The organism is Streptomyces sp. NPDC013457 (genome assembly GCF_043089925.1).
Classification (GTDB): domain Bacteria; phylum Actinomycetota; class Actinomycetes; order Streptomycetales; family Streptomycetaceae; genus Streptomyces.
This window is the reverse complement of sequence record NZ_JBICBL010000009.1, coordinates 18,286-31,202: the sequence shown is the minus strand read 5'-3', so window position 1 is coordinate 31,202 and position 12,917 is coordinate 18,286. Positions and strand designations below refer to the sequence as shown.

At 70.5% G+C, this 12,917-nt stretch carries 12 protein-coding genes; 9 read left to right on the top strand and 3 right to left on the bottom strand.

Annotation, left to right across the window (positions count from 1 at the left end):
- The first annotated feature begins 4 nt into the window (after window positions 1-4).
- The 8 genes from ACF1G2_RS24190 (at window position 5) to pstB (ending at window position 10,146) form a co-directional block, all read left to right on the top strand.
- Window positions 5-1,363: an APC family permease gene (locus ACF1G2_RS24190; RefSeq protein WP_391800253.1), complete on the top strand. Its 1,359-nt coding sequence runs from the start codon at window positions 5-7 to the stop codon at window positions 1,361-1,363.
- A 294-nt stretch (window positions 1,364-1,657) separates the two neighbouring features.
- A complete protein-coding gene (locus tag ACF1G2_RS24185; RefSeq protein ID WP_391800252.1) occupies window positions 1,658-3,985 on the top strand; it encodes an RNA degradosome polyphosphate kinase in 2,328 nt (775 codons plus the stop codon).
- Window positions 3,972-4,991 carry a CHAD domain-containing protein gene (locus ACF1G2_RS24180; RefSeq protein WP_391800251.1) on the top strand — a complete coding sequence of 340 codons (1,020 nt, stop codon included), beginning with the start codon at window positions 3,972-3,974 and terminating at the stop codon, window positions 4,989-4,991. Before ACF1G2_RS24185 ends, ACF1G2_RS24180 begins: the two co-directional genes overlap by 14 nt.
- Window positions 4,988-5,374 (top strand): NUDIX hydrolase, encoded by a 387-nt coding sequence (locus tag ACF1G2_RS24175; RefSeq protein ID WP_391800250.1) that lies wholly within the window; start codon window positions 4,988-4,990, stop codon window positions 5,372-5,374. The genes ACF1G2_RS24180 and ACF1G2_RS24175 overlap by 4 nt, the downstream gene beginning before the upstream one ends.
- 669 nt (window positions 5,375-6,043) lie before the next feature.
- Window positions 6,044-7,180: a phosphate ABC transporter substrate-binding protein PstS gene (pstS, locus tag ACF1G2_RS24170; protein WP_391800249.1), complete on the top strand. Its 1,137-nt coding sequence runs from the start codon at window positions 6,044-6,046 to the stop codon at window positions 7,178-7,180.
- Between the two features lie 107 nt (window positions 7,181-7,287).
- Entirely contained in the window at window positions 7,288-8,265 is a 978-nt protein-coding gene (gene pstC / locus ACF1G2_RS24165; protein ID WP_391800248.1) for a phosphate ABC transporter permease subunit PstC, read from the top strand.
- Complete coding sequence (gene pstA, locus ACF1G2_RS24160; protein WP_391800247.1) at window positions 8,262-9,341, top strand: phosphate ABC transporter permease PstA; 1,080 nt, start codon at window positions 8,262-8,264, stop codon at window positions 9,339-9,341. Before pstC ends, pstA begins: the two co-directional genes overlap by 4 nt.
- A 28-nt stretch (window positions 9,342-9,369) precedes the next feature.
- The gene (gene pstB / locus ACF1G2_RS24155) at window positions 9,370-10,146 is read left to right on the top strand and encodes a phosphate ABC transporter ATP-binding protein PstB (protein WP_352191341.1); all 777 of its coding nucleotides are present in this window, start codon (window positions 9,370-9,372) and stop codon (window positions 10,144-10,146) included.
- A 287-nt stretch (window positions 10,147-10,433) separates the two neighbouring features.
- On the opposite strand, the gene ACF1G2_RS24150 is transcribed toward pstB, so the two are convergent.
- Both ACF1G2_RS24150 and ACF1G2_RS24145 read right to left on the bottom strand, forming a co-directional pair.
- On the bottom strand, window positions 10,434-11,432 hold the full coding sequence (locus tag ACF1G2_RS24150; protein ID WP_352192558.1) for an inorganic phosphate transporter: 999 nt from the start codon (window positions 11,430-11,432) through the stop codon (window positions 10,434-10,436).
- Window positions 11,433-11,438: 6 nt separating this feature from the next.
- On the bottom strand, window positions 11,439-12,059 hold the full coding sequence (locus ACF1G2_RS24145) for a DUF47 family protein (protein WP_361436756.1): 621 nt from the start codon (window positions 12,057-12,059) through the stop codon (window positions 11,439-11,441).
- Window positions 12,060-12,252: 193 nt separating this feature from the next.
- Here ACF1G2_RS24145 and ACF1G2_RS24140 point away from each other — a divergent pair, with 193 nt between their 5' ends.
- The gene (locus tag ACF1G2_RS24140) at window positions 12,253-12,603 is read left to right on the top strand and encodes a metal-sensitive transcriptional regulator (RefSeq protein ID WP_391800246.1); all 351 of its coding nucleotides are present in this window, start codon (window positions 12,253-12,255) and stop codon (window positions 12,601-12,603) included.
- A gap of 86 nt (window positions 12,604-12,689) precedes the next feature.
- Here ACF1G2_RS24140 and ACF1G2_RS24135 read toward each other — a convergent pair whose 3' ends face one another.
- Window positions 12,690-12,875: a hypothetical protein gene (locus tag ACF1G2_RS24135; protein ID WP_391800245.1), complete on the bottom strand. Its 186-nt coding sequence runs from the start codon at window positions 12,873-12,875 to the stop codon at window positions 12,690-12,692.
- Window positions 12,876-12,917: the final 42 nt, after the last annotated feature.

The window sequence follows — 12,917 nt, the reverse complement described above, 5'->3', positions numbered from 1 at the left end:
GGTAATGGCAGTCACGAATGAGGGACAGACGTCCGAGGAGCGCAAGCCGAGCACCGGCCAACCCGGCTCCACCACAACCCCTCCTGAAGCGTCGAGTTCGGAACTCCACAAGACCCTGACCGTCCCCAAGGGCGTCGGTGTCGCCACCGGAATGATCATCGGCAGCGGGCTCCTCGTCCTGCCGGGCCTCGCCTACGACCAGGTCGGTTCCAGCGCCGTGTACGCCTGGCTCTCGGCGGCCGTCGTGGTCCTTCCGCTCCTCGTCGTCTTCGCGCGGCTCGGAGCCCGCTACCCGACCGCCGGCGGCGTCCAGGGCTTCGCCCAGGCCGCGTTCGGCTCACCGGGCTCCACCGTCGCGTCGGTCATCCTCATCGGCGCCTGCGCGTTCGGCGGAGCGGCGATGGCGATCAGCGGCGGCAACTACGTCGCCGCACTCCTCGGCGACAGCGGCATCGGCGGCTGGGTGGCCCTCGGCTACCTGGTGGTCATCGGTCTGCTCCAGGCGGCCGGTTCCCGGCTGGCCGGCGGCATCCAGTCGGCGGTCACCATCGGTCTGCTGCTGCTCCTCGCCCTGGTCGCCTTCGCCCCCGCGATGGTGGACTCCGGCTCCCTGCACGGCGACGTGGTCCCGCCGACCGAGTGGCTGGCCGCCCTGCCCGCCGTGGGCCTGGTGTTCTTCGCCTTCACCGGCTGGGAGCTGGTCTCGTCGACGGCCGAGGAGTACCGCAACCCGAAGCGGGACTTCCCGCTCGTCATCGGCATCACCTTCGTCATCGTCGTCGCGCTCTACCTGGGCATATCCCTCGCCGTCCAGCTCGTCGTCGCACCCGACGACCCGCTGCTCTCCGAGGCGCCGGTCGTCGCCGTCCTGGAGCAGGTCCTCGGCGACGCGAGCGGCCGGATCGCGGCCGCCCTGGGCGCGGCGATCATCTTCGCGACCCTGATGGGCGGCACCTGGGCGACCTCCCGGATCGTGTTCGCCACCGCACGGGACGGTCTCCTGCCGGACACGCTGGCCCGGGTCGACGCCCGCTCCGGCGCGCCCCGGCCCGCCGTACTGCTGTCGGTGCTGATGTTCGGCGGGGTGGTGGTCGTCGAGGCGTTCGACCTGATCAGCCTGACGATGGTCTTCCAGCTCTCCACGGTGAACTTCGTCATCGGCTACGCGATCGCCGTGCTCAGCTACGCCAAGCTGTACACGCGCCCAGCCCAGCGGCTCCTCGCGCTGGTGGCCGGAGCCCCGGTCGTGGCGATGCTGGCCGGGTTCGGCTGGGTGCTGCTGTACCCGGCGGCCCTGCTGGCCTTCGCGGCCCTGGTCCACAGGACCCGGCGGCGCCGGGCACGGGCCGAGGCGGACGTCTGACGAAGAGGCGGTACGGAGAAGGGCCGGGCATCCGCCCGGCCCTTCTGCTTGCCACCGGCCGTTCCGGCGTGCTACCTCTCGCCCGTCCGCCCCCGGATTTCGTAGCGGCACACGTTGCGCATGGATTCCCGCACGTCATGTCGTCGTTACCGGCCATTCAGACGCGCTTGCGACGCTCACGCAATGAAGCCCGTCGTGCCCGCGACCCCCAACGCGCTCCCCAAAGGGAGACTCCCCGCGCCCACGGCCCGCTCCGACGCGCCCGACCACCCCTTCGCGCGGAAGAATGGGGCCATGAGCAAGCAGCCTGCCGAGGTCCCGGTCCAGCCGTCCGCGAAGAACGCCAAGACGGCCCCCAAGACGCCCGCGAAGCCGTCCGCCAGGCCCGCCGCGAAAAGCAGCCGGAGCGACGAGCCGATCACGCGGCAGAACGCCCAGCCCACGGTCGGCTCCATAGCCGCGCACCGCCCGCACACCGTCAACCCGGAGCGGGGCTCCGACCTCGACCCGGACCTCGACGCCGATCTCGACGCGTACGAGGACGACACCTCGGGCGGCGAACTTCCCCAGGGCCGCTTCCTCGACCGGGAGCGCAGCTGGCTCGCGTTCAACGAACGCGTCCTCGAACTGGCCGAGGACCCCAACACCCCCCTCCTCGAACGGGCTAATTTCCTCGCGATCTTCGCGTCGAACCTCGACGAGTTCTTCATGGTGCGCGTGGCCGGTCTCAAGCGCCGTATCGCCACCGGCGTCGCCACCCGCTCCGCCTCCGGTCTGCAGCCCCGCGAGGTCCTGGAGCTGATCTGGACCCGCTCGCGCGAGCTCATGGCCCGGCACGCCGCCTGCTACCAGCAGGACGTCGCCCCGGCCCTCGCCGACGAGGGCATCCACCTGATCCGCTGGCCCGAACTGACCGAGAAGGAGCAGGCGCGTCTCTTCACCCTGTTCCGGCAGCAGATCTTCCCGGTCCTCACCCCGCTGGCCGTGGACCCGGCGCACCCCTTCCCGTACATCTCTGGCCTCTCCCTGAACCTGGCCGTCGTCGTCCGCAACCCGGTCAGCGGTCACCGCCACTTCGCCCGCGTCAAGGTGCCGCCGCTGCTCTCCCGCTTCCTGGAGGCCTCCCCCGAGCGGTACGTCCCGCTGGAGGACGTCATCGCGGCGCACCTGGAGGAGCTCTTCCCCGGCATGGAGGTGCTGGCCCACCACATGTTCCGGGTGACCCGGAACGAGGACCTCGAGGTCGAGGAGGACGACACCGAGAACCTTCTCCAGGCCCTGGAGAAGGAGCTGCTGCGCCGCCGCTTCGGCCCGCCGGTCCGCCTGGAGGTCGAGGAGTCCATCGACCCGTACGTCCTCGACCTGCTCGTCCGCGAGCTGAAGGTCTCCGACGCCGAGGTCTACCCGCTGCCCGGCCCGCTCGACCTCACCGGCCTCTTCGGGATCGCCGGACTCGACCGGCCCGAGCTGAAGTACCCGAAGTTCGTCGCCGGCACCCACCGGGACCTCGCCGAGGTCGAGTCCGCCTCCGCGCCCGACATCTTCATGGCGCTGCGGGAACGGGACGTGCTGCTGCACCACCCGTACGACTCCTTCTCCACCTCCGTCCAGGCCTTCCTGGAGCAGGCCGCGGCCGACCCCGACGTCCTCGCGATCAAGCAGACGCTGTACCGGACCTCCGGCAAGTCCCCGATCGTCGACGCGCTGATCGACGCCGCCGAGAGCGGCAAGCAGGTCCTCGTCCTCGTCGAGATCAAGGCCCGCTTCGACGAGCAGGCCAACATCAAGTGGGCGCGCAAGCTGGAGGAGGCCGGCTGCCACGTCGTCTACGGCCTCGTCGGCCTGAAGACGCACTGCAAGCTGTCCCTCGTGGTCCGCCAGGAGGGCGACGTCCTGCGCCGCTACTCGCACGTCGGCACCGGCAACTACCACCCCAAGACGGCCCGGCTCTACGAGGACCTCGGCCTGCTGACCGCCGACCCGCAGGTCGGCGCGGACCTCTCCGACCTGTTCAACCGGCTCTCCGGCTACTCCCGCCGGGAGACCTACCGCCGGCTGCTCACGGCCCCGAAGTCCCTGCGGGACGGACTGGTCTCCCGGATCCACCAGGAGATCGCCCACCACCGCGCGGGCCGCCCTGCCTACGTCCGGATCAAGGTCAACTCGATGGTCGACGAGGCGATCATCGACGCCTGCTACCGGGCCTCGCAGGCGGGCGTCCCGGTCGACATCTGGGTCCGCGGCATCTGCGCGATCCGCCCGGGCGTCGCCGGCCTCTCCGAGAACATCCGGGTCCGCTCGATCCTCGGCCGCTTCCTCGAACACTCCCGGGTCTTCGCCTTCGGCAACGGCGGCGAGCCCGAGGTCTGGCTGGGCAGCGCCGACATGATGCACCGGAACCTCGACCGGCGCATCGAGGCGCTGGTCCGGGTCTCCGACCCGGCCCACCGGGCGGCCCTGAGTCGGCTCCTGGAGACCGGAATGTCCGACACCACCTCCTCCTGGCACCTCGGCCCGGACGGGAACTGGACGCGGCACGCGACCGACGCCGACGGCCAGCCCCTGCGGCACGTGCAGGAGATGCTCATCGACGCGCGGAGGCGCCGGCGTGCACAACCCTGACCACCTTTCCGCCACTGCGGGCGTCACGGCGGGAGAGGTCCTCTCCCCCTACCTCCAGGCGCGGGCCGGAGACTTCCTGCGCGCCCTGCGCCTGCACACGGAGAGCGGCGCGGACACCGCCGGCGCGGAGGAGGCCGCCCGGTCCCTGCGCGCCGCCGCCCGCCGCATCGGCGGCACGCTGCACACCTTCCGTCCGCTCCTCGACGCCCCCTGGGCCGACCAGCTCCGCACGGAGCTGGCCTGGCTCTCCGGGACGCTCGCCCTGGAGCACGCCTGCACCGCCCGGCTCATCCGGCTGGTGGACGCCCTGTCCCGCCTGTCGAACGGGGGCCACGGCTCCGGCGCGCCGGGCCCCGGGGGACCCGTGCCCGCCGCGCGCGGCGCCGAGAGCGCGGGGCTGACGGTCGGCGCCGCCCGGGCCGGCGCCCTGCTGGAACGCCAGCTCACCCTGGCCCGGACGCGCGCCCACTCGGCCGCCCTCCAGGCGCTGGGCTCCTCCCGCTTCCACGCGGTCGCGGACGCCGTCGCGCTCCTGGCCTCCGAGGTTCCGCTCGGGCCCGCGGGGGCGGCCCAGGCGATCGAGGTCCTCGACGCCCCGGCCGCGGTCGTCGAGCGCCGCCTCCTGGACGCGGTCTCCGTCCTGCCGCTGGCCCGCGCGGCCCACCCGTACAACGCCGACGCCCTCGGTCTCGCGGCGGGCGAGGCCCAGGACGCGCCCTGGCACCAGACCCGGCTGCTGCTGCGGCTGCACCGGTACGCCTGCGAGGTGCTGAACGGCGACGCCGCCCCCGACCCGGTCCTCGACGAGGCCGGCCGGGCGCTGAACCGCCACCGCGACGCCTCCGAGGCGGCCGCCGCGGCCGCCGCCGCGGCCCGCACGCCCCGTATCGCCCCCGCCACCGCGTACGCCCTCGGCGTCCTCCACGCGGATCAGCGCCACGAGGTGGAAGCCTCCCGCTTCGCCTTCCAACGCGCCTGGCAGCCCGCCACGGCGCCCGTCCCGTGATCCGGGCGGCGGGGTGCGTCCTGTGGCGCCCCGCTCCCTCGGGCCAGGGCATCGAGATCGCCCTGGTCCACCGGCCCAAGTACGACGACTGGTCGCACCCGAAGGGGAAGCTGAAGCGGGACGAGTCCGTCGAGGAGTGCGCGCTGCGAGAGGTACGGGAGGAGACCGGCCAGTCCTGCGTCCTGGGCGCCCGCCTCCCGTCGGCCCGCTACTGGGCGAACGGGCAGCCGAAGGAGGTCACGTACTGGTCGGCCCGCGCCCTCGGCGGCACCTTCACCCCGTCGAAGGAGGTCGACCGCGTGGAGTGGCTGCCCCGTGACAGGGCGCGCCTGCGCCTGACCCAGCCCCGCGACCGAACACTCCTGGACGCCCTGACGCTCTGACCACCCCGACACCCGGACGCCCCGAGGCCCGGCAGGCCCGGCGGCCGGCAGTCCCGACGTCCGGGCGGCACCGACGCCCGGTCGGCCCTGACGCCCGGCGGCACCAGCGCCCGGCCTGCCCCGACACGCCCAGCAGGCCCGGCGGCCGGCGGTCCCGACGTCCGGCGGCACCAGCGCCCGGCAGCGACAGCAGCCAACGGCACCGACGCCCGACAGACCGGCGCCCGACAGCACCGGCGGCCGGCCTGCCCCGACGCGCGGCAGGCCCAGCGGCCGGCGGTCCCGACCGTCAGGCGGCACCGACGTCCGTCCGCCCCAGCAGCCGGCGGCACCGCAGCAGCCGGCCGCACCGCCGCGTCGCCCGGCCGCACCGCCGCGTCGGCGGGCGGCCGAGCGCGTGGTCCCAGTCGAACGGGGCCCACGGCGCCTCGGGGGCCGTCGCCCCGGGGTCCGCGTTCCGCCGCCCGCCCGAGGGCCCCGCACCGCGCCTTCCGGCACGGTTCACTTTCCGTTCACCCTCCCCCGTCGGCCGCTTCACCTGTTCTGCCTAATTTCGGTCGTACACGGTGCAGAGGCACAGCGCTGCACCCAGCACCCCGACACACACCGCCGTACAACGTTCAGGACAACCGGTCCGCGGCTGGCGGCTTCTGGAAGGAACACCCGAAAGTGAAGCTTTCGCGCATGAACGGGCTTCGCGCCTCCGCGATCGGTGCCCTCGTCGTCTCCGGCGCCCTCGTGCTGTCGGCGTGTGGCTCGGACAACAACAGCGGTACCCCGGCGAACGGCGACAAGACCTCGGCCGCCGCGTCGAACATCAAGTGCGACGGCGCCAAGGGCCAGCTCCTCGCCGCGGGCTCGTCCGCGCAGAAGAACGCCATGGACCTCTGGGTCAAGAACTTCCAGGCCGCGTGCTCCGGCGTCGAGGTCAACTACCAGGCCATCGGCTCCGGCGGCGGTATCACCAAGTTCAACCAGGGCCAGGTCGCCTTCGCGGGCTCCGACTCCGCCCTGAAGGACGAAGAGGTCGCCGAGTCGGCGAAGATCTGCAAGACCGGCAAGGGCATCAACCTGCCGATGGTCGGTGGCCCCATCGCCATCGGCTACAAGCTGGACGGCGTGGACAACCTGGTCCTGGACGCCTCCACGATCGCCAAGATCTTCAACACCGACATCAAGAAGTGGAACGACCCGGCGATCGCCAAGCTGAACCCGGGCGTCAAGCTGCCGGACACCAACATCCAGGCGTTCCACCGCTCCGACGAGTCGGGCACCACCCAGAACCTGGGCAAGTACCTCTCCACCGCCGCCCCGGCCGACTGGAAGCACGACCCGAAGACGAAGTCGTGGCCCGCCCCGGGTGGCCAGGCCGCCAACGGCTCCTCCGGTGTCGCCACCGCGGTCAAGGACGCCGAGGGCTCCATCGGCTACTTCGAGCTCTCCTACGCGACCGCCAACAAGATCTCCACCGTCAAGGTGAACACCGGCGCCTCCGCCCCGGTCGAGGCCACCCCGGAGAACGCCTCCAAGGCCATCGCCGCCGCGAAGGTCAAGGGCACGGGCTCGGACATGGCCCTCTCCCTCGACTACGCCACCAAGGCCGAGGGCGCCTACCCGCTGATCCTCGTCACCTACGAGATCGCCTGCGACAAGGGCAACAAGGCGGAGACCCTGCCGACCCTGAAGGCGTTCCTCAACTACACCGTCAGCGAGGAGGGCCAGAAGGTCCTCTCCGAGGCCGGTTACGCCCCGCTCCCGGCCGACATCGCGACCAAGGTCCGCGAGATCGTCCCGACCCTGTCCTGATCCCCGGCCGGGCCCGGTCCGTCGCCCCGCGTGACGGACCGGCCCGGCATCCGGTGCACCGCCGCCAGGAGCCGTACGCAGTACGTCTCCGCAGACCGGAGAGACCGATGGTTACGACAACCACACCACCCATACGAAACGGCCGACGCGCGAAGAGCGCGTCCCGCCCGGGCGACCGGGTCTTCCTCGGACTGTCCCGGGGATCCGGCATCACGCTCCTGGTGATCATGGCCGCCATCGCCGGCTTCCTCACCTACCGCGCGATCCTCGCGGTCTCCAAGGACTCCACGAACTTCTTCACCACCTTCGAGTGGAACCCCGCGGGTGCCCCGCCGGTCTTCGGCATCGCGGTCCTCGCCTTCGGCACGGTCGTCTCGTCGATCATCGCCATGGTCATCGCCGTGCCGGTCGCGATCGGCATCGCGCTGTTCATCTCGCACTACGCCCCGCGCAAGCTGGCCAAGCCGCTCGCGTACGTGGTCGACCTGCTCGCCGCCGTGCCCAGCATCATCTACGGCCTCTGGGGCGCGATCTTCCTCGTCCCGTACCTGGCCGGCCTGAACCTCTGGCTCGACCAGTACCTGGGCTGGACGTACATCTTCGACAAGTCCAGCGACGGCGTCGCCCGCTCCCTCTTCACCGTGGGCATCCTGCTGGCGATCATGATCCTCCCGATCATCACCAACGTGACCCGCGAGGTCTTCCTCCAGGTCCCGAAGATGCACGAAGAGGCCGCCCTCGCCCTCGGCGCCACGCGCTGGGAGGTCATCCGCATGTCGGTCCTCCCCTTCGGGCGTTCGGGCATCATCTCCGCCTCGATGCTGGGCCTCGGCCGCGCGCTCGGTGAGACGATGGCCGTGGCCGTCGTGCTCTCCCCCAGCTTCCTCATCTCGGGTCACCTGCTCGACCCGGGCGGCGGCACCTTCGCCCAGAACATCGCCGCGAAGTTCAACGAGGCCAACGAGTTCGGCCGTGACGCGCTGATCGCCTCCGGCCTCGTCCTCTTCGTCATCACCCTGCTGGTCAACGGCGCGGCCCGATGGATCATCGCCCGCCGCAAGGAGTACTCGGGGGCCAACGCATGAGCCACCACGCCATACAGGACCGCCCGCCCGTGAAGAGCGTCGTCAAGCACGACCCGCTCCAGCACGCCCGGCTCCCCCGCTGGACCCCCCTCGCCACCGCCATAGGGTCGATCGCCGCCGCCGTCGGCCTCGGTCTCGCGGCCGGCTGGCACAGCCGCATCCAGTGGGGCCTGATCGCCGCCCTGTTCTTCGTCCTCGCGACGTACGCGATCACCACCAAGGTCGAGGGCAGCCGCCAGGCCAAGGACCGGGTCGCGACCAGCCTCGTCTGGGTCTGCTTCATCCTGGCCGTGATCCCGCTGCTCTCCCTCGCCTGGGTCACGATCAGCAAGGGCCTGGCAGTCCTCGACCCGTACTTCCTCAGCCACTCGATGAACGGCGTCCTCGACGCCGAGGCCGGCGGCGGTGTCTACCACGCGCTGCTCGGCACGATCGAGCAGGTACTCATCGCGACCCTGATCGCCGCGCCGATCGGCCTGCTGACCGCGGTCTACCTCGTCGAGTACGGCGGCGGGAAGCTCGCCCAGGCCGTCACCTTCTTCGTCGACGTCATGACGGGCATCCCGTCGATCGTCGCGGGCCTCTTCATCCTCGCCACCTGGAATCTGATGCTGGGCTTCGGGCCCTCCGGATTCGCCGGCGCGATGGCCCTCGCGATCCTGATGATGCCGGTCGTCGTCCGCTCCACCGAGGAGATGCTCAAGCTCGTCCCGAACGAGCTGCGCGAGGCCTCCCTCGCGCTCGGCATCCCGAAGTGGCGCACGATCCTGAAGGTGGTCCTCCCCACCGCGATCGGCGGCATCACCACGGGCGTCATGCTCGCGGTCGCCCGCATCACCGGTGAGACGGCCCCGATCCTGCTCCTCGTGTTCGGTACGAAGCTGATCAACCCGAACCCCTTCGAAGGCGCCCAGTCCTCGCTGCCGCTCTACGTGTACGAGCAGTACGCGGTCGGCACCGACGCCGCCGTGGCCCGCGCCTGGGCCGCCGCGCTCGTCCTGATCGCCTTCGTCATGATCCTCAACCTGGTGGCCCGCGGCATCGCCCGCTGGAAGGCCCCGAAGACCGGCCGCTGACCGCGGTCACCTCTGGAAGTGAATTGATATGGCCAAGCGAATCGACGTCAGCGGCCTCTCCGCCTATTACGGCGCCCACAAGGCGATCGACGACATCTCGATGACCGTCGAGCCCCGCTCGGTGACGGCCTTCATCGGCCCCTCCGGCTGCGGCAAGTCCACGTTCCTGCGCACCCTGAACCGCATGCACGAGGTCACCCCCGGTGGCCGCGTCGAGGGCAAGGTCCTCCTGGACGACCAGGACCTGTACGGCGCCGGGGTCGACCCGGTCGCCGTGCGGCGCACGGTCGGCATGGTGTTCCAGCGCCCGAACCCCTTCCCCACCATGTCGATCTTCGACAACGTGGCGGCGGGTCTGCGGCTGAACGGCTCGTACAAGAAGTCCCAGCTCAACGACATCGTCGAGCGCTCCCTCAAGGGCGCGAACCTCTGGAACGAGGTCAAGGACCGCCTGAACAAGCCGGGCTCCGGCCTCTCCGGCGGCCAGCAGCAGCGTCTCTGCATCGCCCGCGCCATCGCGGTCGAGCCCGACGTCCTGCTGATGGACGAGCCCTGCTCGGCCCTCGACCCGATCTCGACGCTGGCGATCGAGGACCTGATCGGCGAGCTGAAGGAGCGCTTCACGATCGTCATCGTGACGCACAACATGCAGCAGGCCGCCCGTGTCTCGGACCGTACGGCCTTCTTCAACCTGGCGGCCGTGGGCCAGCCGGGCAAGCTGATCGAGCTGGACGACACCGAGCGGATCTTCTCCAACCCGAGCGTCCAGGCGACCGAGGACTACATCTCCGGCCGCTTCGGATAGCCCACACAGACCATGCGGCTCGGCCGCGTGGCGTCCTGCGGTGCTGCATGGCGGTGCCACCGCAGACGAAAGGGCCCGGCTCCCCTACAGGGGAGCCGGGCCCGACCATTTGTGGGGGTCCGAGGCTGCCGCCCCGACCCCGCCGTGGCGCCCGTCAGCCGAAGAAGAGCTGGACCACGTAGAAACTCAGCGCCGCCACGATCGCCGCGGCCGGCATGGTGATACTGCATCCCCCGGGGGATGACCCCCGGACCCCCAGCAGCACCCCGACCCCGCCGTGGCGCCCGTCAGCCGAAGAAGAGCTGGACCACGTAGAAACTCAGCGCCGCCACGATCGCCGCGGCCGGCATGGTGATGAACCAGCCGAGGATGATGTTCTTCGCGACACCCCACCGCACCGCGTTCACCCGCTTCGTCGCGCCCACGCCCATGATCGCGGACGTGATCACGTGCGTCGTCGAGATCGGCGCGTGGAACAGGAACGCCGAGCCGAACATGATCGACGCACCCGTCGTCTCCGCCGCGAAGCCCTGCGGCGGGTCGAGCTCGATGATCTTCCGGCCGAGCGTCCGCATGATCCGCCAGCCACCCGCGTACGTACCCAGCGACAGCATCACCGCACACGCGATCTTGACCCACACCGGGATGTCGTCCCCGGACTGCTGCACATCGGCGATGACCAGGGCCATCACCACGATGCCCATCGTCTTCTGGGCGTCCTGCAGACCGTGGCCCAGCGCCATGCCCGCCGCCGACACCGTCTGCGCGATACGGAAGCCGCGCTTCGCCTTGTGCGGGTTCGTCTTGCGGAACAGCCACAGGATCAGGCACATCACCAGGTAGCCGCAGATCAGACCGACCACCGGCGAAATGAACATCGGGATGACGACCTTGTCGAGCACGCCTCCCCAGATGACCTCCGTACCGCCGGCCAGCGCCGCGCCCACCATGCCGCCGAACAGCGCGTGCGAGGAGGAGGACGGCAGGCCGAAGTACCAGGTGACCAGGTTCCAGATGATCGCGCCGACGAGCGCGGCGAAGAGGATGCCCATCCCCTTGTCACCGTGCGGCGTCTCGATCAGGCCCTCACTGACGGTCTTGGCGACACCGCTGCCGAGGAACGCGCCGGCGAGGTTCATCACCGCCGCCATCGCGAGGGCGGCCCGCGGGGTCAGCGCCCGCGTCGACACCGAGGTGGCGATGGCGTTCGCCGAGTCGTGGAAGCCGTTGGTATAGGTGAAGCCGAGCGCGACACCGATGGTCACGATCAGCGCGAAGGTGTCCACGAAGCCTCAGGACTCCTTGACCGCGATGGTCTCCACCGTGTTGGCCACGTGCTCGAACGCGTCGGCCGCCTCCTCCAGCACATCCACGATCTGCTTGAGCTTGAGGACCTCGATGGCGTCGTACTTGCCGTTGAAGAGGTGGGCGAGAAGCTTGCGGTGGATCTGGTCGGCCTGGTTCTCGAGCCGGTTGATCTCGATCCAGTACTCGGTGAGGTTGTCCATCGTCCGCAGGTGCGGCATCGCCTCGGCAGTCAGCTCCGCCGCGCGGGCCAGCACCTCGATCTGCTGCTCGACACCCTTGGGCAGCTCCTCGACGTTGTAGAGGACGACCAGGTCGACGGCCTCCTCCATGAAGTCCATGATGTCGTCGAGGGAGGACGCGAGGTTGTAGATGTCCTCGCGGTCGAACGGCGTGATGAACGAGGAGTTCAGCTGGTGGAAAATGGCGTGGGTCGCGTCGTCACCGGCGTGTTCCGCTGCCCGCATCCGCTCCGCGATCTCGGCCCGGGCGGAAGGCTCCGCTCCGAGCAGTTCCATCAGGAGTTTCGAGCCCGTGACGATGTTGTCCGCGGACGCGGCGAACATGTCGTAGAAGCTCGTCTCCCTGGGGGTCAGACGAAATCGCACGTGGGGTCCTCGGGGTGCTGGGTTTCGGTCAGGCTGATGCTAGGCGCATCATCCGGCCACGGCTAACCGGCGTCCCTTCAGTGTCGCCCATCAGGCACAGTGATCTGCACGGGCCCCCGCCCGGATCGGCGGGGATCGGTACCATATACCCACGAGGGGTATATCTACCCTTTCTGGACAACGGGAGGACGCGATGACGACCACCGAGGCGGCCGAGGTCACCCCCGACACTGCCGCACCCGGCACCGACCACGACCACGGCGTGCACGGCTACCACAAGCAGAAGGACGAGCACCTCAAGCGGCTGCGCCGGATCGAGGGTCAGATCCGCGGTCTGCAGCGGATGGTCGACGAGGACACGTACTGCATCGACATACTCACCCAGGTCTCCGCCTCCACCAAGGCCCTGCAGTCCTTCGCGCTCCAGCTCCTCGAGGAACACCTGCGGCACTGCGTCGCCGACGCCGCGACCAAGGGCGGCGACGAGATCGACGCCAAGGTCGAGGAGGCCACGAAGGCCATCGCGCGGATGATGCGTACCTGAGACCGCGGGGCCGCCGACGACGGCCCCGGCCGGAACGGCGGCCGGTCACCCCGGTCGGTCGGCGCCGGCCGGTGAACGGCGGCCGGTCAGCAGCAACCGCCGGCCCGCTCCGCCGCGACCCTCAGCACCTCGTCGATCCGGTCGGCGCTGAGCCGTTCCCCGTCGGCCGCCGACGCCGCGATGATCAGTTCACCGCAGAGCTCGATCTCGGCGAGAGCGACGCAGTCCTGGTCAGTGGGGACTGTCGCGGTACTGGGCGGAGCCACGCGCATTCACCTCTTCCTGGCGGCGTCGGTCTCCCAGCGTAGGGAGCG

Bases quoted from the DNA above. Each gene is read 5' to 3' on its own strand.
- pstA (WP_391800247.1), top strand. From the start codon at position 8,262: ATGAGCCACCACGCCATACAGGACCGCCCGCCCGTGAAGAGCGTCGTC.
- ACF1G2_RS24140 (WP_391800246.1), top strand. From the start codon at position 12,253: ATGACGACCACCGAGGCGGCCGAGGTCACCCCCGACACTGCCGCACCC.
- ACF1G2_RS24135 (WP_391800245.1), bottom strand. From the start codon at position 12,875: ATGCGCGTGGCTCCGCCCAGTACCGCGACAGTCCCCACTGACCAGGAC.
- ACF1G2_RS24185 (WP_391800252.1), top strand. From the start codon at position 1,658: ATGAGCAAGCAGCCTGCCGAGGTCCCGGTCCAGCCGTCCGCGAAGAAC.
- pstC (WP_391800248.1), top strand. From the start codon at position 7,288: ATGGTTACGACAACCACACCACCCATACGAAACGGCCGACGCGCGAAG.
- ACF1G2_RS24190 (WP_391800253.1), top strand. From the start codon at position 5: ATGGCAGTCACGAATGAGGGACAGACGTCCGAGGAGCGCAAGCCGAGC.
- pstB (WP_352191341.1), top strand. From the start codon at position 9,370: ATGGCCAAGCGAATCGACGTCAGCGGCCTCTCCGCCTATTACGGCGCC.